This window comes from Citricoccus parietis (assembly GCF_042433045.1).
In the GTDB taxonomy this organism is placed as follows: domain Bacteria; phylum Actinomycetota; class Actinomycetes; order Actinomycetales; family Micrococcaceae; genus Citricoccus; species Citricoccus parietis.
The window spans coordinates 37493-53889 of record NZ_JBHLWH010000039.1 but is presented as its reverse complement, the minus strand read 5'-3'; the positions used below and the strand labels follow the sequence as shown (position 1 = coordinate 53889).

The following is a 16397-nucleotide window of genomic DNA, read 5'->3' as shown; positions in this document are numbered from 1 at the left end:
GTGCATATCCCTATGGCCGATGCCCGGCTGTCCCCCGTTTCCCGCCGTCGCGGAGTCCGCCTGGCCACCGGCGCGGCGGTGCTCACGCTCCTGCTCGCGGCCTGCAGCGGCGGTGAGAGCGGCTCCGGAAACGGTGATGCCGGTGCGGGAGAGCCCGTGGACGGCGGCACCCTCATCTACGCCACCGGGGACGCCGAACCGACCTGCCTGGACCCGCACGTGGGCGGCAACTATCCGCAGGCGTTGCTGAGCACCCAGTACCTCGAGCCGCTCGTCGGGCGGGACGCGGAGGGGCAGATCCAGCCCTGGCTGGCCACGGACTGGGAGGTCAGCGAGGACGGCCTCACCTGGGACCTGACCCTGGCCGAGGACATCACCTTCACCGACGGCACGCCGCTGGACGCCGAGGCCGTGCAGGCGAACATCGAGCACCTGCAGGACCCGGACACCGCCTCCTCCACCGGTTTCCTCGCCGTGCAGAAGATCGACGAGGTCGAGCCGGTGGACGCCACCCACGTGCGCTTCCACCTCAGCGAGCCCGACTCGGCGCTGCTGGAGTCGCTGAGCATGCAGTGGACCGCCATGCAGTCCCCCGCCGGGATCGAGCGGGGCATGGAGGAGAACTGTGCGGCCCCGATCGGCACCGGCCCCTTCACCGTGAGCGAGTGGGTCCCCCAGCAGCACGTGATCCTCGAGCGCAACGAGGAGTACACCTCCCACGGGCCGGAGGCAGAGCACGACGGCGCCGCGCACCTCGAGCGCGTCGAGTGGCGGTTCCTGCCGGACCCGGCCACCCGCTGGGCGGCCCTACAGTCCGGTGAGGTCCACGTCATCGACAACCCCGAGCCGGAGGCGATCGTGGCCGCCGAGAGCGGCGCGGCCGGCGACCAGGTCAGTCACCTGGACGCGCCCCGGCCCGGCTCCGTGAACCGGATCGAGCTCAACTCCGGGCAGGCACCGTTCGACGACGAGCGGGTGCGCGAGGCGTTCATCCGCTCCGCGGACGTGGACCCGGGGATCGAGGCGCTCTACCAGGGCGTGACCACCCGCTCCCACTCGCCGCTGTCCAGCGCGGAGCCGATGGCCTACAGCGACCCTTCCCTCTTCGGCACCGACACGGAGGCTGCGAAGCGGCTCCTGGACGAGGCCGGCTGGGACGAGACCGACGCCGAGGGCTACCGCGTCAAGGACGGCGAGCGCCTGACCGTGCGCTTCCCGGTGAGCACCAACCAGTCGGTGGCCGCCGAGCAGGCACTCTTCGAGCAGATCCAGGCCAACACCCGCGAGGTGGGGTTCGAGGTCATCCTCACGCCGCTCGACCTGTCCGCCTGGTACGGCGCCCTGGCCGCGCCCGAGGACGGCGGCGAGAACCAGTATGAGGCGGTCAGCGCCCCGTACACCAAGGTCGGCCCGGACGTACTGCGGACCCTCTACCACTCCGCCGGCACCGAACCCGCGCCGTCCGGCTACTTCGCCAACCTCTCCCAGGTCACGGATGAGGAGCTGGACGCCACGCTGGAGGAGGCCGCCCGGATCACCGACCCGGACCAGCGCGCCGCGCTGTACGAGCAGGCGCAGCGGACGGTGCTGGAGGGCTACTACATCCTGCCGCTGTACGACCAGCAGAACCACTTCCTCACCCGCGGGGTGACCGGCGTGACGACCCTCGGCACGGTGGCCACGCCCACCTTCATCAACGCCCGGCTCACGCAGCCGTGACCCCGTGAGGCGGGGCCGGACGGACACGGCATGAGGGCCGTGCTGCGCTGGCTGCTCGGCCGCCTGGCCGCGGCGGCCCTGGTGGCCTGGGTGGTCGCCACCGTGGTGTTCTTCGCCCTGCGGGCCGCGGGCGGCGACCCCTCGGAGGCGATCCTCGGAGGCCCCGGCTCCCAGGCGAGCGAGGAGTCGATGGCCCGGGTGCGGCAGGAGTACTCCCTCGACGAGCCGCTCCTGGTGCAGTACCTGCTGCAGCTGGCCCGGACCGTCACGTTCCAGCTCGGCGACTCCTACGCGCGGCGCCAGCCCGTCTCCGAGCTCATCGGGGACCAGCTGCCCGGGACCCTCGCCTTGGCCGGCCTCGGTCTCGTGCTCGCCTGGACGCTCGCGCTGGCGGTCGCCACCCTGGCGGTGCGCGCCCGTGGCCGGCTGGCCCGCCGGGCGGTGGGCCTGCTGCGCGGCGGCGAGGTGGTCGCCTCCGTGATGCCGCACTTCTGGCTGGGCGCCGTGCTGATCGCGGTCTTTGCCGGCGGGCTGGGCTGGCTGCCGGCCACGAGCCGCGACAACTCCCTGCGCTCACTCCTCCTGCCGGCCGTGACGCTGGCCGTCCCGGTGGCCGGATTCCTCGGGCAGGTGATGCGGGACGGCCTGGAGGAGGCGCACGCCGCGCCCTTCGCGACGACGGCCCGCACCCGGGGTGCCTCGGAGCGGCGGGTGCTGTGGGTCCACTCGCTGCGCCATGCCGCACTGCCGGCGATCGCGCTGTCCGGATGGGCCTTCGGCTCGCTGCTCTCCGGGGCCGTCGTGGTGGAGACCCTGTTCGGCCGGCCGGGCCTGGGCCGCCTGCTGATCGACGCCACGCATGCGCGGGACGTGCCGCTCGTGATCGGCGTGGTGCTCGTCATCGCCCTGGGGTACGTGGTGGTCATGTCCGTGGCCGACCTGCTCGAACGGGTGGTCGATCCCCGGCTGCGCGGCCGGGTCGAGGCCGTGCGGACGGCACCTGCGGGCGAGGTGGTCTCGTGAGCGGGCAGCGGACCGCCGGCCGGGCGCAGGGCCGGGCCGCCGCCGTCGGCGGGTGGCTGAGGCATTGGATGAGGCGCTGGTCCGCGAACCTGGGGCTGGGCGGGATGGTGAGCGCCGGCGTCGTGCTCCTGGTGGTGCTGGCCGCGCTGCTCCCGGGGCTGCTCGCCCCCGGTGACCCCACGGCGATTGCCCCGGCGCAGGCCTACCAGCCGCCGGGGCCGGGTGCGGTCTTCGGCACGGACGCCTCCGGGCGGGACGTCTACACGCGTGTGGTGCACGGGGCGGGCCAGTCGCTGGGGGTCGGGGCGGCCGCCACGGCGATCGGGCTGGGCCTCGGGCTGCTGCTCGGTTTCGGCGCCGCCCTCGGTCCGCGCTGGCTCGACGGTGCGCTCAGCCGGGTCATCGAGGTGCTCTTCGCGCTGCCCAGCCTCGTGCTCGCCCTGCTGCTGGTCTCGGTGCTCGGACCAGGCGTGGGACCTTCGGTGCTCGCCGTGGGCCTGGCCACCGCCCCCGGTTACGCCCGCATCCTGCGCGCCCGCGCCCGGTCGGTGGTGCACAGCCCCTACGTCACCGCCGCCCGACTGGAGGGGGTGTCCGCTCCGGTGGCGTTCTTCCGCCACGTGGTGCCCAACACCCTGTGGCCGCTGATCGCCGTGGGAACCCTGGGGATCGGGCAGGCGATCGTGTGGGTCTCCGCCCTGAGCTACCTGGGCCTCGGCGCGCTGCCGCCCTCCCCCGAGTGGGGGGCCATGCTCAACGCCGGCCGGCTGCACATCACCAGCTCCTGGTGGCTCACCGTGGCGCCGGGGCTGGCGATCACGGCGGCCGCCGCCGCGCTGACGATGCTCGGCCGGCGGCTCAGCGCGGTGGCGCCGGCATGAGCGGCGGCGGTCTGAACGGCAGCGGTCTGAACGGCAAGGCGAGCCAAGAGAGCACGAGCGGCGCCTGCGGTGGCTCGGGCACGGGCCCGATCCTCGACGTCGCCGGGCTCACCGTCTCCTTCCCGGGCGTCGGCCAGGTGCTGCGGGACGTGGACCTGTGGCTGGAGCCAGGGCGGTGCCTGGCCGTGGTCGGCGGGTCCGGGGCCGGCAAGTCCGTGCTGGCGCGCAGCCTCGTCGGGCTGGCCGGGGAGGGCGGCGCGCCGGCCACGGTGGCCGCCGAGCGGTTCACGGTGGCCGGGCAGGACGTCACGGGGGCGGACGCCCGGCGCTGGCGGAAACTGCGCGGCGCCGAGGTGGGCTTCGTGCTGCAGGACGCCCTGCAGTCACTCGACCCGCTGCGCACCGTGGGCGCCGAGGTGGCCGAGTCGCTGCAGCTGCGCGGGGCCCGCCGGCCGGAACGCAGCCGCCGGGTGCTGCAGGCCCTGGCCCACGCCGGACTGGACGAGCCGGAGACGCGGGCCGCCCAGCGTTCCGGGGAGCTGTCCGGCGGGATGCGGCAGCGCGCGCTCATCGCCTCGGCGATCGTCTCCGAGCCGCAGCTGCTGGTCGCCGACGAGCCGACCACTGCCCTGGATGCCACGGTGGCCCGGGGCGTGCTCGAGCTGCTCGGGCGGCTGCGGGACGAGGGGACGGCTGTGCTGCTCGTGACCCACGACCTCGGCGCGGTGGCGCGGCTGGCCGACGATATGGTGGTGCTGGACGGCGGCCGCGTGGTCGAGTCCGGCAGCGCCGGGCAGGTGTTGGGCCGGCCGGCCCACCCCGTCACCCGGGCCCTCGTGGCCGCCGTCCCGCGGGGCCCGGGGCAGCGGCCACCGGTCCCGGAGCAGGCCCCGGAGGTGCTGCGCGCCACGGGGCTGCGCCGGCGCTACCGACTGCCCGGCGGTGGCGCGGTGGAGGCCCTCGACGGCGTGGACCTGACCGTGCGCCGCGGCCAGGCGCTCGGGGTGGTCGGGGAGTCCGGCAGCGGGAAGTCCACGCTGGCGCGGATCCTCGTGGCTGCCGAGCGGGCGGACGCCGGCCGCGTGGAGCTGGCCGGCGAGCCGTGGAGCGAGCTGCCCGAACGGCACCGCCGGCCCCGGCGGCACCTGGTCCGGCTGGTCCCCCAGGACCCGCTGGGCTCCTTCGACCCGCGCTGGGACGGCGGGAGGATCCTGCGCACGGCGCTGCGCCTGTCCGGCAGCGCCCGCACGCCCGCGGAGCTGCTGGAGCTGGTCCGGCTGCCGGCCTCCGCCCTGCGCCGGAGCCCCCGTTCGCTCTCCGGCGGCCAGCGGCAGCGGCTGGCGATCGCCCGGGCCCTGGCCGCCGAGCCCGCCGTGCTCGTGCTGGACGAGCCGGTCTCCGCCCTGGACGTCACGGTGCAGGCCTCGATCCTGGAGACGCTGGCCGACCTGCAGGAGCGCACCGGCACGGCGCTGGTGCTGATCTCCCACGACCTCGCGGTCATCCGCCAGGTCTGTGACACGGTCGCCGTCATGCACCGCGGGCGGATCGTGGAGCAGGGACCCGTGGAACAGGTCTGGGCCCACCCGAGCGCCCCGTTCACCCGCGCCCTCCTGGAGGCACGGCCACCCCGGCCGTGAGGCGGACTGGCGCCCCGCGTCGGTAGACTCAGGGGCCGTCCAGCCGTCGTGCGGCCTACAGCCACCCCCGGAGGTCCACCGCTCCATGTGCCGTGCCGAATCCCCCGCCGGTCCCACCTCCGGCCCCACCGACGGCTCCCCCGCGATGAACCGAGCCGGCGACCCAGCCGAACCCACCGCCCCGGCCGAGCGGCCGACGTCGTTGCTGGGCAACCTGGTCCGCGGGGCGCTGATCGGCGCGGTGGAGACCGTCCCGGGCGTCTCCGGTGGGACGGTGGCGCTCGTGGTCGGGATCTACCACCAGATCATCAACTCGGCGGCCCACGTGATCTCCGCCGTGCGCCGGCTCATCACCGGCCCGGACCGCGCCGCCGGGATGCGGGAGCACCTGGCGCTGGTGCACTGGAAGGTCGTCCTTCCCGTGGCCCTCGGCATGGTGGTCGCCGTGTTCACGGCGGCCGGCCCCATGGCCGACGCCATGCAGAACCACCCCGTGCTGATGCGCGCGCTGTTCTTCGGCATGGTGCTGGCCTCCGTGGCCGTGCCGTTCCGGATGATGCTGCAGGGCCTGGCCACCGAGCGGTTCCGGCGCGTCGCCGTGGGGAGGGACCCCGGGGACGTCCGCCTGCGGCCGGTCCACCTGATCGGCGGGCTGGCCGCCGCCGCGGCCACCTCCCTGCTCGTCTCCCTGCCGCCGGCCTCCGTGGAGGCCCACCCGCTGGTGCTGGTGCCGGCGGCCATGGTGGCCGTCTCCGCCCTCGTGCTGCCGGGACTCTCCGGCTCGTTCCTGCTGCTGACGTTCGGCCTCTACGAGCCCACGCTGCGCGCCGTGGACGAGCTCGACCTCGCCTACCTGGGCGTCTTCGCCCTCGGCATGGCGCTGGGCATGGTGGTGGTGGTGAAGCTGCTCAAGTGGCTGCTGGACCACCACCACACCATCACCCTGGCCCTGCTGACCGGCGTCATGATCGGCGGGCTGCGGACCTTGTGGCCCTGGCAGGACGAGACGCGGGCACTGTCCGCCCCCGGAGACGACGCCGGCCCGGCCGCCCTGCTGGCCCTGGCCGGTTTCGCGGTGGTCGCCCTCCTGCTGGTGGTGGACGCGAGGATGCAGAAGCGGTTCCTGCGCGAGCACGACGCGCACGCCGGCGCCGTGAGGGGCTGAGCCGGGGGCGACCGCCGGCTGCGTACAACCGCGGTCAGAACAGGCGGCTCAGAACCGGCTCAAAACGGGCGGCGACGCGCCAGCTCCGGGAAGACTGCCCGCAGCAGCGGCGCGATGCCGTGGCCGGCCGGGGCCTCCGGGGCGGCCGGGTCCATCCAGACCAGTTCCTCGATCTCGGCGTTGGCCTCCGGGACCTCGTTGCGGGCCAGCGGACGCAGGAGGACGAAGACCTCCGAGTGGAGTTGGTGCCCGTTCTCATTGGCGGCCGGGGTGTCCCAGGCACCGATGTGCTCCAGGTCCTCCGGGGGCACGGCCAGGCTCGTCTCCTCCGCCAGCTCGCGGATCGCGGTGTCCAACGGGGTCTCGTCATCCTGGTGTTTGCCACCGGGGAACATGAACATGGTGGTGCCGGCCTTGCGCACCGTCAGCACCTTGCCGTCCGGACGGTACAGGACCACCGCGGCAACCTCGATCGGCTGGGTGGCGCTGGATCCGTCCGGAACTGAGTTCTGCATCCCCCCATCTTCTCGCGGCCGCCGCCAAAAGGTTGAAGATGTCAGCGAGGGCGTGTTGTACCCGGCGGTAGGCGCGCCGGGACAGTGGCGCGGAAAGGGCGGGACGAGCCCTGCCGCCGAGGGCCGCCGAGTGTCAGGCCTCGTCGTAGAGGCGGAACGCCAGGGTCCCGTGGGTGACCGCCGCGCCCGCCCCCAGGGCGGCGGCGATCATGCTTGCCTCGGCGATCTGGGCCTTGGTGGCGCCGGCCTTCTTCGCCTGGGTCACGTGGACCTGGATGCAGTACGGGCACTGGGAGGAGACCGCGACACCCACGGCGATGAGCTCGCGGTGCAGGAGGTCGATCGCCCCGCCCTCCCGGCCGATGCTCCCGTCGAACTTGGCATAGGCGGCGAACTCGGGGCCGGCCAGTTCCTTGTACTCTTTCAGCCGGTCGAGGTCTTCTGGGGAGTGGTAATGGGTGGTCATGGGGATGGTCCTTCCGATCAGTTGAGGGGTAGGTCCCGGTGGGCGTCATGCTCTCACGGGCCGTGGAACGCGGTCTACCGGCCGGTCTACATCCGGACAGTGCCCTCGAGCACCGTGACGCACTCCCCGCCCACCCAGATGGTCTCCGGGTCCGTGGCGTCCTGCTCCACGTGGACCCGCCCGGCGCGTTGCAGGGCCGTGCCCTGCGCGGCCACGTACCGGGCCGGCAGCCGCCCCGCGCCGATGAGCCACTGCGCCAGGCCCGCGTTGAGGCTGCCGGTCACCGGGTCCTCCGGGATGCCCAGGCCGGGGACGAAGGCACGGACCTCGACGTCGGCCGGGGCCGCCGCGGACCGGTGCGGTCCCGCGAGGCCGATCTTCAGTTCCGACCCGGCCTGCGGGGCGGCCCGGAGCACGGCGTCGGCATCGGTCAGCAGCAGGCCCATCCAGCCGGGGCCGTTGTCCACCCAGGCCGCGTCCACGAGGTCGGCCGGTTCCAGCCCGGCCTCGGTCAGGGCACGGTCCACGTCGGCGGGGTCCACGGGACCGGAGCGCACCAGGGGCGGGGCGGCGAAGGCGAGGCGGCCGGCGTCGTGCGCCGGTGAGTCCTGATGCTCCCGGCGCAGCGTGATCAGACCGGCGGCGCACTCCTGGACCACCCGGCCCTCCGCAGCCGGGCGGCCGCCGGCGGCCAGCCAGGCGTGCGCCGAGCCGAGCGTGGGATGACCGGCGAAGGGCAGCTCGCCACCCGGGGTGAAGATGCGCAGCCGGTAGTCGGCGGCGGGGTCCGTGGGGGTCAGCAGGAACGTGGTCTCGGAGAGGTTGGTCCACCGGGCGAAGGCGGCCATCTGTTCCTCGGCCACCCCGTCCGCCGCGTGCACCACGGCCACCGGGTTGCCGGCCAGCGGCTCCGCGGAGAAGACGTTGACCTGGGAGAAGGGGCGCGTGGTGAGGTGTGGCTCGGGGGCCGTGGGCTGGTCCATGCGGCGAGTGTATCTCCGGCCCGGATGACGCCGTGCCCCGTGGCCTAGGGTGGGACCGTGAACCACCTCTGGGAACTCATCCATACCGAACGCGCGGCACTCGCGGACGACCTGGCGGGCCTGGACGAGGAGCAGTGGCAGTTGCACACCCTGTCCACGGCGTGGACGGTGGAGCAGGCCGTGGCTCACCTGACGGCGGGGGCCTCGACCGGCTTCTGGGCGTGGATCCGCAGCATCGTGGGGGCGGGGTTCAATGCGGACCTCCACAACCAGCGTCGTCTCGAGGAACGGCTGGGCCCGACCCCGGCGGGGACGCTGGAGCAGTTCCGCGCCACGATCGACTCCACTGTCTCCCCCACCGGGACCCTGCCGGCCTGGCTGGGCGAGGTGGTCATCCACGGCGAGGACATCCGCGTGCCACTGGGCCTGCGCCGGACCTACCCGGACGAGGTCCTGGTGACGCTGCTCGACTTCTTCGAGTCCTCGAACTTCACGGTCCCCTCGAAGGCCCGCGCCCGGGGGCTAACCCTGGTGGCCCGGGACGTGCACCACTGGGTGGGCGCCGGCCCGGAGGTGGAGGGCACCGCCCTGGACCTCATCATGGCGATGGCCGGGCGGCCGGTTCCCGCCGAGCGGTTCCGCGGGGCCGGAGCGCTCGATTTCGACGCCCGCGGCCACGAACCCTCCCAGCGCCGCTGAGGGGTCAGGCATCCGAGACCGTGAACCGGGTGTTGCGGTGGGCCGGGTCCTGCAGTTCGTCGAGGATGCCCACGGCCATGGTGCCGGCGGTGGTGTGGGATCCCCCGTCGGCGGCGGTCAGCAGGGAGTCCTGGCCCACCTGCGGCATGGTGGCCTCGCCGGGGGTGAACATCATCTGCGGGGAGACCCCCACCCAGTCCACCGAGTCCACGGTGCGCAGGTACTCCAGCTGCTCCAGGGCCGCCTCCGGGATGCTGATCCAGGCCTCGGAGCCGGGGGCGCTGCGGATGTCCTCGATCGCGAGCCGGCTGGTCTCCGGATTGGTCAGGGAGCCTGCGCCGAGGATGAACAGCAGCCGCGGGGACGCCTGATCGGAGGCCGGCGCCGCCTGCACCAGCTGGCGCGTCAGGTCGTTGTGGGTGTGGGCCTGGTCCGGCGAGGTGCCGAAGGCATCCACCACCGCGTCGAAGCCGGCCAAGTCCGCGGCGGTCAGGTCGAAGGCGTCCTTCTCCACGACGGCGGCCCCGGTCCCCAGCAGTTCCCTCGCCTTGGCGGCATTGCGGACCAGCGCCACTGCTTCCTCGCCGCGGCGCACGGCCTCGCGGTAGATCTCCTGGCCGGCCATGCCGGTGGCCCCGATGATGCCGATCTTCATGCTGTGCTCCTCGTGGTTGATCCGTCAATCATCAAGCGGAACAGCGCGGCAGCGGGATCTCTTCCCGGCACGCGGAAAACGGTCCGGGGTCACCCGAAGGCCAGTGAACCGGCAATGAAGACCATGATCGAGCCGACCACAAGGTCCACGATCTTCCACGTCCGCGGAGTGTCCAGCAGCGGGGCCAGGGCGCGGACGCCGAAGCCCAGGGTCAGGAACCAGATCGCCGAACCGGTCAGGGCGCCGCCGGCGAAGACCCACTTCTCGGCCCCGTAGGAGTTGGCCAGGGTGCCCAGCATGACCACCGTGTCCAGGATCGCGTGCGGGTTCAGCAGGGACACGGACAGCGCGGTCAGCACCACCGTCCACACGGGGCTCAGGGCCCGCTGCCGCTCGCCGGAGCGATCCATCCGCACGGACAGCCGCTGCCGGTCCGAGACCACGGACAGTGTGCCGGTCGCCGGCCCGCCGGCGGTCCCCGTCCCGCGCCCGACGCCGGCTCCGGCACCCACCAGCGCGGGCTCGCCCCCGGGTGCGCGACCCTCGCCCGCGTCGTCGGCGACGGCGGCACCCGGCCGTGCGCCGCCGTCGTGCTCTGCGTCTGCCTCATCTCCTTCGTCCGCACCCACCGCCATGGACCGCCGCGCGCCGAAGGCGGAGCGGAAGGATGAGTACGCGAACCAGAGCAGGTAGGCCACGCCACCCCACTTGAGGACCTCCAGCAGCCACGGGGCGTTCTCGGTGATCACGCCGACGCCGGCCGTCCCGGCCGTGATCAGCACGATGTCTCCCACCAGGCAGACGGCGAGGGCCAGCAGGAGCCGGTCGCGGCGAATGGCCTGGCGCATGATGAACAGGCTCTGGGCGCCGATGGCCACGATGAGGGCGAGGCTGGTCAAAAGACCGGTTAGGAAGATCGTCACGAAGCCACGGTAGGGCGGGGCGGACCATCCGCTCCAACTACATATCCTTCAGGGTATTAAGCTTTGCTTCATGAACACTGACCACCTACGAGCCTTGGCCGCCGCCGTGGACGAGGGGACCTTCGACGCTGCCGCCGCCGCCCTGCGGATCTCCGGGTCCGCCTTCTCCCAGCGCATCAAAGCGCTCGAGAAGGACGCCGGCCAGGTCCTGCTCACGCGCACCGTCCCGGTGGGCACCACCTCGGCCGGGGACCGGATGCTGCGCCTCGCCCGGCAGGTGGCGGTGCTCGAGGATGAGACGAGGCGCTCACTCGGCCAGGGCACCGGCGGGCGGACGGTGCTGTCCGTGGCGGTCAACGCCGACTCAATGGCGACCTGGTTCGTGGAGGTGCTGCGGCAGGCCGCCACCTGGGACGATGCGGTGCTGCAATTGCATCTCGAGGACCAGGAGCACACGCATGAGCTGCTGCGCTCCGGTACGGTCATCGCGGCCATCACCGAGGACCCGGCACCGGTCTCGGGCTGCCTCTCGATGGAGCTGGGCGCCATGGACTACCACGCGGTGGCGGCGTCCGCCCTGCTGGACCGATACCGCCGCGAGGACGGGTCCGTGGATTTCGGGGCCGTCCCCGTGCAGGAGTTCGGCACCCGGGACAGCCTGCAGCGCAGCCGGCTGGCCGCGTGGCGCGCCGGCCAGTCCGGCCAACAGTCCGGTTCCGGCGCAGGCGGCATGGGCCCGGGCGGCGACGGGACGGGCGCCGCCGGGCCCCCGCTCCACCAGGTCCCCACCGTCGGCGGGTTCAACGCCGCCGTGGCCGCAGGACTGGGCTGGGGCATGATCCCGACCGGCCAGTTGCCCGAGGGTGTCCTGGAGGGCACCCACCCAGACCTGGTGGCCATCCCCGAACTGGGACAGTCCCGCGTGACCCTGCACTGGCAGCGCTGGTCCGCCGGAACCAAGGCCCTGGACCGGCTCACCGCCGCCGTGCAGCAGGCGGCACGCAACATGGCCTGATCAGTCGCGGCGATGGTGTGGACTGGGAGCCCCGGACGGCCTCACGCCGGTCCAGATCTTCCCCTCTGATCCCAGACCTCTTCCGTGAAGGACCCCACATGTCCCAGACCGTTCGGCCCTCACCCGCCCGCGTGCTCCTGCTGGGCTTCGGCGCCATCGGCCGCCACGTCGCCACACTGCTGGGACCGGAGCGGGACGCCGGCCTGCTGCAGCTGCGGGCAGCGGAGCGGGACGTGGCCTCGCACGGTCACCGGACCATCCCGGGCGTCGAACTGGTCACCACCGGCGAGGACACCGACTGCCCCACGTGGCCCGAGGCGCTGGCGGAGGCCGACCTGGTGGTGGAGTGTGCCGGCGTCGCCCCAGCCGGTGAGTACGGCCCCGGGGTCATCACCGCCGGGACCGACCTGGTCCTGACCAGCGTCGGAGCCCTCGCCGACCCGGACCTGGCACGGACTCTGCTGGCCGGCCCCGGGCGGCTCTGGGTCACCAACGGGGCCATCGGCGGCTTCGACGTCCTCGCCGCGGCGGCCGATGCGGACGGCCTGGACTCGGTCCGCATCCGTACCACCAAGCTCCCCACCTCTCTGCTCCGGCCCTGGATGACCCCGGACGAGGTGGACCGGCTGCACGGCCTGCGCCCGGAGGACGGCCCCCTGACCGTCTTCGCCGGCGGTCCCGCCGAGGCCATCGAGCGGTTCCCCGCCAACGTCAACGTCGCCGTCGGGCTGGCGTGGGCCACGCGCGGGCGGCCGGGGGCCGGCGTCGGGGTTGGCGGCGTTGTCGGTGGTGACGGGCCGGAGGACGCGGAACTGTTGCGGCGGTCCCTGGAGCGAGTCCAGGTGGAGCTGGTCGCTGACGCCGCCGCCGTGCGCAGCCGTCACGAGATCCTGGCCACCGGTCCTGCCGGGCGGATCGAGCTCACCTTCGAGTCGGCGCCCAGCCCGGAGAACCCCAAGACGTCCGGCATGACGGCCCTGTCGGTGACCCGCACGATCCGTGAAGTCCTCGCCCGCCGCGGTTAGGGGATGCGGGAATCCGCCGGGATCGCGTACTCGGTGCCCGTCGCGGTGCGCTCCAGCAGGGACGCATCCACGAGATAGCGGCGCAGCATCGCCACGTCCGGGTGGAACACGTGCAGCCGCTGGTTCAATTGCACCTCGGTGAGGACCTCGTCGGGCTCCAGCGCATGGTCGCGCACCCACCGCAGCACTTCGGTCCGTTCGGCCGGCGAGGCGGGCATCGTGTCGATCCGCGGCCCGCGTCCGTCCACCAGGAACTTCCCGACGCCGGCCCTCGCCTCCCGCTGACCACCACGGGCGGGCACGATCAGGGGCGCCCGCAGGGCGTTGCCGTCCACGGTGACGGAGCCGATGTCATCCTCCGTCAGGATGCCGAGCTTCAGCCATCCCTCCACGGACTTCTGCTCCTTGGTGGTCAGGTCCCCGCGGGCCACGGGGTCGAGGATGCCGAGGGCGGCCCGGGCGAAGACCGTGCGGGCGGCCTCGTTGCCGAGGGCGGCGAGGATCGGCTTCCAGTCGGGGGCGGCGTCGGAGGGGTGCGGGGACGGGGCGGCGGGAGTGTTGGCTGGATCACTCATGACCCCAGTATTGCCCAAGCCCGGGACAACAGACAGGGTCTTCCATGCTTGCCCGTGTCCTCGCGGTCCGGCACAGTGCAGGGACAGGACCCGATGCCGCCCGCACCCCGAAGGAACCCCACCCATGGACCTTGAGACGGACCTGGATCCAGACACCCAGCCGACCGCACTCCAGAACGACGGCCCGGCCACCGGCCCGACCACCGATCCGCAGGCCGGTCCCGGCGCCGATGTCGTGGTCCGGGAGCTCGAGCAGCAGTTGCGCGGCGAGGTGCACACCTCGGCGCTGCGCCGCGCCCTCTACTCCTCGGATGCCTCCAACTACCGGATCGCCCCACGGGTGGTGGTCTGCCCGCTGGACGAGGCCGACGTCGTGACCGCCGTGCGGATCGCGGCCCGGCACGGGCTTCCCGTGACCGTGCGGGGCGGAGGCACCTCCATCGCCGGCAATGCCGTCGGGCCCGGGCTGGTCCTGGATGTGGGGAAGCACCTGAACCGCATCGTCTCGATCGACGCCCAGGCGCGCTCCGCCGTCGTGCAACCGGGGGTGGTGCTGACGGACCTGCAGGCCGCCGCGGCGCCGCACGGCCTGAGGTTCGGGCCGGACCCGTCCTCGGCGAGCCGCTGCACCCTGGGCGGGATGATCGGCAACAACGCGTGCGGCCCCCACGGGCTGGCCTACGGGCGGACCGCGGACAACGTCCGCCGCCTGCGCTGGCTGCTGCCCAACGGGCGGATCCTGGACGTGGTCCCGGGGCGCGAGGCGCTGGAGCAGGTACCCGGGCTGGAGTCCTTCGTCCAGCAGCACCTCGAGGTGCTGCGCACCGAGCTGGGCCGGTTCGACCGGCAGATCTCCGGCTACAGCCTGGAGCACCTGCTGCCCGAGAACGGGCGCAACCTGGCCGCAGCACTCGTGGGGACCGAGGGGACGTGCGGGGTGCTGCTCGAGGCCGAGGTCGAGCTGGTGCCCCGGGCGCCGGCGCCCGCACTGGCGGTGATCGGCTACCCGGACATGCCCGCGGCGGCCGATGACGTCCCCTCGCTGCTGCCCCATCGGCCGTTGGCGCTGGAGGGCCTGTCCGGCGAGATGGTCGAGGTGGTGCGGCGCTCCCCCGGCGGGGACGACGTGCCGGAGCTGCCGGCCGGCGGCGGCTGGCTGATGGTGGAGGTCGGCGGGGCGGACACGGCCGAGGCGGTGGCCGCCGCGGAGGCCATGGTCCGTGCCGCCCACGGCTTGGAAGCGGTGGTGCTGCCCTCCGGTCCGGAAGCGGCGCGGCTGTGGCAGATCCGCGCGGACGGCTCCGGGCTGGCCGTGCGGACGGCCGCGGGGGCCCACGCCTGGCCCGGCTGGGAGGATGCCGCCGTGCCCCCGGAGCACCTCGGGTCCTACCTGCGGGACCTGAAGGAGCTCATGGACTCCCGCGGCCTCTCCGGCCTGGCCTACGGGCACTTCGGTGACGGCTGCATCCACATGCGCATCGACTTCCCCTTCGCCTCCGGCTCCTCCGAGTTCCGGGAGTTCATGGAGTCCGCTGCAAAGCTGGTGGCCCGGTACGGAGGGTCCCTGGCCGGTGAGCACGGGGACGGGCGGGCGCGCAGCGAGCTGTTGCCAGTCATGTACTCGCCGGAGGCGCTGGCCGCGTTCGCCGAGTTCAAGGCCTTGTTCGACCCGGCGGGGCTGATGAATCCGGGGGTGGTGGTGGACCCGGATCCGATCGACACCGCCCTGCGCCGCCCCGCCTCCTCCGAGCAGCGGGCCACGGATGGTTTCGCCTTCGCCGACGACGACGGCTCGGTCGCCGATGCCGTGCACCGCTGCGTGGGCATCGGCAAGTGCCGGGCGGACCTGCGCGAGCAGGGCACCTTCATGTGCCCGTCCTACCTGGCGACCGGGGATGACAAGGACTCGACGCGCGGGCGGGCCCGGGTGCTGCAGGAGATGCTCAACGGCGGGGTGGTCACGCTCGGGTGGGAGTCCCCCGAGGTCCACGAGGCCCTGGACCTGTGCCTGTCCTGCAAGGCCTGCGCCAGCGACTGTCCCACCGGCGTGGACATGGCCACCTACAAGTCCGAGACCCTGCACCGGACCTACCGGGGCAAAGTGCGGCCACTGGCCCACTACACCCTGGGCCGACTGCCGTTCTGGCTGCGGCTCGCCGCACCGATGGCTCCGCTGGTCAACGCCGCCGGCCGGGTGCCGGTGCTGCGCCGGGCGATGATGACACTGATGGGGGCGGACACCCGGCGCTCGTTGCCGCTGCTGCCGCGGGCGCCGTTCCGGTGGTCAGCGGAGGCGACACGGGCGCCGTCCGGCTCCGGCCGTCGTCAGGTGGTGCTGTGGGTGGACTCCTTCTCGGACGCTCTCTCCCCGGAGATCCCCGCCGATGCCCTGACGGTGCTGGACGCCGCCGGGTGTGAGGTAGAAGTGATCGGGCAGTCGACCGGTGAGCAGGCCTGCTGCGGGCTGACGCTGATCTCGACCGGACAGCTCACGGCGGCCAAGGAGAAGCTGCGCCGGACCGTGGCGATCCTGCTGCCGTACGTGCGGGCGGGGCAGACCGTCGTCGGGCTGGAGCCCAGCTGCACCGCCACGCTGCGCTCCGACCTGGTGGAGCTGCTGCCCGGGCACCCCGGTGCACGGGAGGTGGCGTCGGCCGTGCGGACGGTGGCCGAACTGCTGACCGAACTCGACTGGACGCCGCCTCGAGTCCAGGGCTCGGACGGGAGGCTCCTCGTCCAACCCCACTGCCACCACCATGCGGTCATGGGCTATTCCGCGGACGAGGCGATCCTGGACGCCATGGGCTGCGACGTGGAGACCTCCAACGGCTGCTGTGGCCTGGCGGGGAACTTCGGCATGGAGCAGGGGCACTACGAGGTCTCGGAGACGATCGCCCAGCAGGGCATCCTGGCCAAGGCGGAGGCTTCTCCCGACAAGCCGATCCTGGCCGACGGATTCTCCTGCCGCACCCAGGTGAAGGACCTGGCGGACCTCGACGGCCGCCATCTGGTCCAGGTCATCGCGGCGGCCCTGCGGGCGTCCTGACCCAACCCGGCGTCGCCTGACCACCCCGCCACGTTACGGACACGCTTGACGTCGAGACACGCCGGAC

Annotated in this window: 15 protein-coding genes; 9 read left to right on the top strand and 6 right to left on the bottom strand. The window is 73.3% G+C overall.

Translation table 11 applies throughout. The annotated features are described in order from the left end of the window. Window positions 1-12 precede the first annotated feature (12 nt). The 5 genes from ACFFIO_RS13335 (at window position 13) to ACFFIO_RS13315 (ending at window position 6428) form a co-directional block, all read left to right on the top strand. Window positions 13-1719 (top strand): ABC transporter substrate-binding protein, encoded by a 1707-nt coding sequence (locus ACFFIO_RS13335; protein ID WP_378042508.1) that lies wholly within the window; start codon window positions 13-15, stop codon window positions 1717-1719. A 30-nt stretch (window positions 1720-1749) separates the two neighbouring features. Next, window positions 1750-2742: an ABC transporter permease gene (locus ACFFIO_RS13330; protein ID WP_378042506.1), complete on the top strand. Its 993-nt coding sequence runs from the start codon at window positions 1750-1752 to the stop codon at window positions 2740-2742. Beyond that, window positions 2739-3623, top strand: a complete 885-nt coding sequence (locus ACFFIO_RS13325; RefSeq protein WP_378042504.1) for an ABC transporter permease — start codon at window positions 2739-2741, stop codon at window positions 3621-3623. Before ACFFIO_RS13330 ends, ACFFIO_RS13325 begins: the two co-directional genes overlap by 4 nt. After that, window positions 3620-5263: an ATP-binding cassette domain-containing protein gene (locus ACFFIO_RS13320; RefSeq protein ID WP_378042502.1), complete on the top strand. Its 1644-nt coding sequence runs from the start codon at window positions 3620-3622 to the stop codon at window positions 5261-5263. Before ACFFIO_RS13325 ends, ACFFIO_RS13320 begins: the two co-directional genes overlap by 4 nt. An 85-nt stretch (window positions 5264-5348) precedes the next feature. Next, window positions 5349-6428, top strand: coding sequence for a DUF368 domain-containing protein (locus ACFFIO_RS13315; RefSeq protein WP_378042500.1), 1080 nt, complete (start codon window positions 5349-5351; stop codon window positions 6426-6428). 59 nt (window positions 6429-6487) lie between these two features. Here the strand turns inward: ACFFIO_RS13315 and ACFFIO_RS13310 are convergent, their stop codons facing one another. The 3 genes from ACFFIO_RS13310 to ACFFIO_RS13300 all read right to left on the bottom strand — a co-directional run bounded on the left by ACFFIO_RS13310 (window position 6488) and on the right by ACFFIO_RS13300 (window position 8392). Beyond that, window positions 6488-6943, bottom strand: a complete 456-nt coding sequence (locus ACFFIO_RS13310; RefSeq protein WP_378042499.1) for an NUDIX hydrolase — start codon at window positions 6941-6943, stop codon at window positions 6488-6490. Window positions 6944-7076: 133 nt separating this feature from the next. Then, window positions 7077-7409 (bottom strand): carboxymuconolactone decarboxylase family protein, encoded by a 333-nt coding sequence (locus ACFFIO_RS13305; protein ID WP_378042497.1) that lies wholly within the window; start codon window positions 7407-7409, stop codon window positions 7077-7079. Between the two features lie 86 nt (window positions 7410-7495). Beyond that, window positions 7496-8392, bottom strand: coding sequence for a PhzF family protein (locus tag ACFFIO_RS13300; RefSeq protein WP_378042495.1), 897 nt, complete (start codon window positions 8390-8392; stop codon window positions 7496-7498). A gap of 57 nt (window positions 8393-8449) precedes the next feature. Here ACFFIO_RS13300 and ACFFIO_RS13295 point away from each other — a divergent pair, with 57 nt between their 5' ends. After that, the gene (locus ACFFIO_RS13295; RefSeq protein WP_378042493.1) at window positions 8450-9091 is read left to right on the top strand and encodes a maleylpyruvate isomerase family mycothiol-dependent enzyme; all 642 of its coding nucleotides are present in this window, start codon (window positions 8450-8452) and stop codon (window positions 9089-9091) included. 4 nt (window positions 9092-9095) lie between these two features. Here the strand turns inward: ACFFIO_RS13295 and ACFFIO_RS13290 are convergent, their stop codons facing one another. After that, entirely contained in the window at window positions 9096-9746 is a 651-nt protein-coding gene (locus tag ACFFIO_RS13290; RefSeq protein ID WP_378042492.1) for an NAD(P)-dependent oxidoreductase, read from the bottom strand. Window positions 9747-9835: 89 nt separating this feature from the next. Continuing rightward, window positions 9836-10669 (bottom strand): LysE/ArgO family amino acid transporter, encoded by an 834-nt coding sequence (locus ACFFIO_RS13285; protein ID WP_378042490.1) that lies wholly within the window; start codon window positions 10667-10669, stop codon window positions 9836-9838. A 70-nt stretch (window positions 10670-10739) separates the two neighbouring features. Here ACFFIO_RS13285 and ACFFIO_RS13280 point away from each other — a divergent pair, with 70 nt between their 5' ends. Beyond that, window positions 10740-11684, top strand: coding sequence for an ArgP/LysG family DNA-binding transcriptional regulator (locus ACFFIO_RS13280; RefSeq protein ID WP_378042488.1), 945 nt, complete (start codon window positions 10740-10742; stop codon window positions 11682-11684). 98 nt (window positions 11685-11782) lie between these two features. Continuing rightward, window positions 11783-12709, top strand: a complete 927-nt coding sequence (locus ACFFIO_RS13275) for an aspartate dehydrogenase domain-containing protein (protein ID WP_378042486.1) — start codon at window positions 11783-11785, stop codon at window positions 12707-12709. Here the strand turns inward: ACFFIO_RS13275 and ACFFIO_RS13270 are convergent. Next, window positions 12706-13284 carry a DUF2087 domain-containing protein gene (locus ACFFIO_RS13270; protein WP_378042485.1) on the bottom strand — a complete coding sequence of 193 codons (579 nt, stop codon included), beginning with the start codon at window positions 13282-13284 and terminating at the stop codon, window positions 12706-12708. The genes ACFFIO_RS13275 and ACFFIO_RS13270 overlap by 4 nt on opposite strands. 124 nt (window positions 13285-13408) lie before the next feature. On the opposite strand from ACFFIO_RS13270, the gene ACFFIO_RS13265 reads away from it, so the two are divergent. After that, window positions 13409-16330 (top strand): FAD-binding and (Fe-S)-binding domain-containing protein, encoded by a 2922-nt coding sequence (locus tag ACFFIO_RS13265; protein WP_378042483.1) that lies wholly within the window; start codon window positions 13409-13411, stop codon window positions 16328-16330. Window positions 16331-16397 lie beyond the last annotated feature (67 nt).

Coding starts and splice junctions, on each gene's coding strand:
- ACFFIO_RS13315 (WP_378042500.1), top strand. CDS start 5,349: ATGTGCCGTGCCGAATCCCCCGCCGGTCCCACCTCCGGCCCCACCGAC.
- ACFFIO_RS13275 (WP_378042486.1), top strand. CDS start 11,783: ATGTCCCAGACCGTTCGGCCCTCACCCGCCCGCGTGCTCCTGCTGGGC.
- ACFFIO_RS13290 (WP_378042492.1), bottom strand. CDS start 9,746: ATGAAGATCGGCATCATCGGGGCCACCGGCATGGCCGGCCAGGAGATC.
- ACFFIO_RS13320 (WP_378042502.1), top strand. CDS start 3,620: ATGAGCGGCGGCGGTCTGAACGGCAGCGGTCTGAACGGCAAGGCGAGC.
- ACFFIO_RS13310 (WP_378042499.1), bottom strand. CDS start 6,943: ATGCAGAACTCAGTTCCGGACGGATCCAGCGCCACCCAGCCGATCGAG.
- ACFFIO_RS13270 (WP_378042485.1), bottom strand. CDS start 13,284: ATGAGTGATCCAGCCAACACTCCCGCCGCCCCGTCCCCGCACCCCTCC.
- ACFFIO_RS13330 (WP_378042506.1), top strand. CDS start 1,750: ATGAGGGCCGTGCTGCGCTGGCTGCTCGGCCGCCTGGCCGCGGCGGCC.
- ACFFIO_RS13265 (WP_378042483.1), top strand. CDS start 13,409: ATGGACCTTGAGACGGACCTGGATCCAGACACCCAGCCGACCGCACTC.
- ACFFIO_RS13335 (WP_378042508.1), top strand. CDS start 13: ATGGCCGATGCCCGGCTGTCCCCCGTTTCCCGCCGTCGCGGAGTCCGC.
- ACFFIO_RS13280 (WP_378042488.1), top strand. CDS start 10,740: ATGAACACTGACCACCTACGAGCCTTGGCCGCCGCCGTGGACGAGGGG.
- ACFFIO_RS13305 (WP_378042497.1), bottom strand. CDS start 7,409: ATGACCACCCATTACCACTCCCCAGAAGACCTCGACCGGCTGAAAGAG.
- ACFFIO_RS13300 (WP_378042495.1), bottom strand. CDS start 8,392: ATGGACCAGCCCACGGCCCCCGAGCCACACCTCACCACGCGCCCCTTC.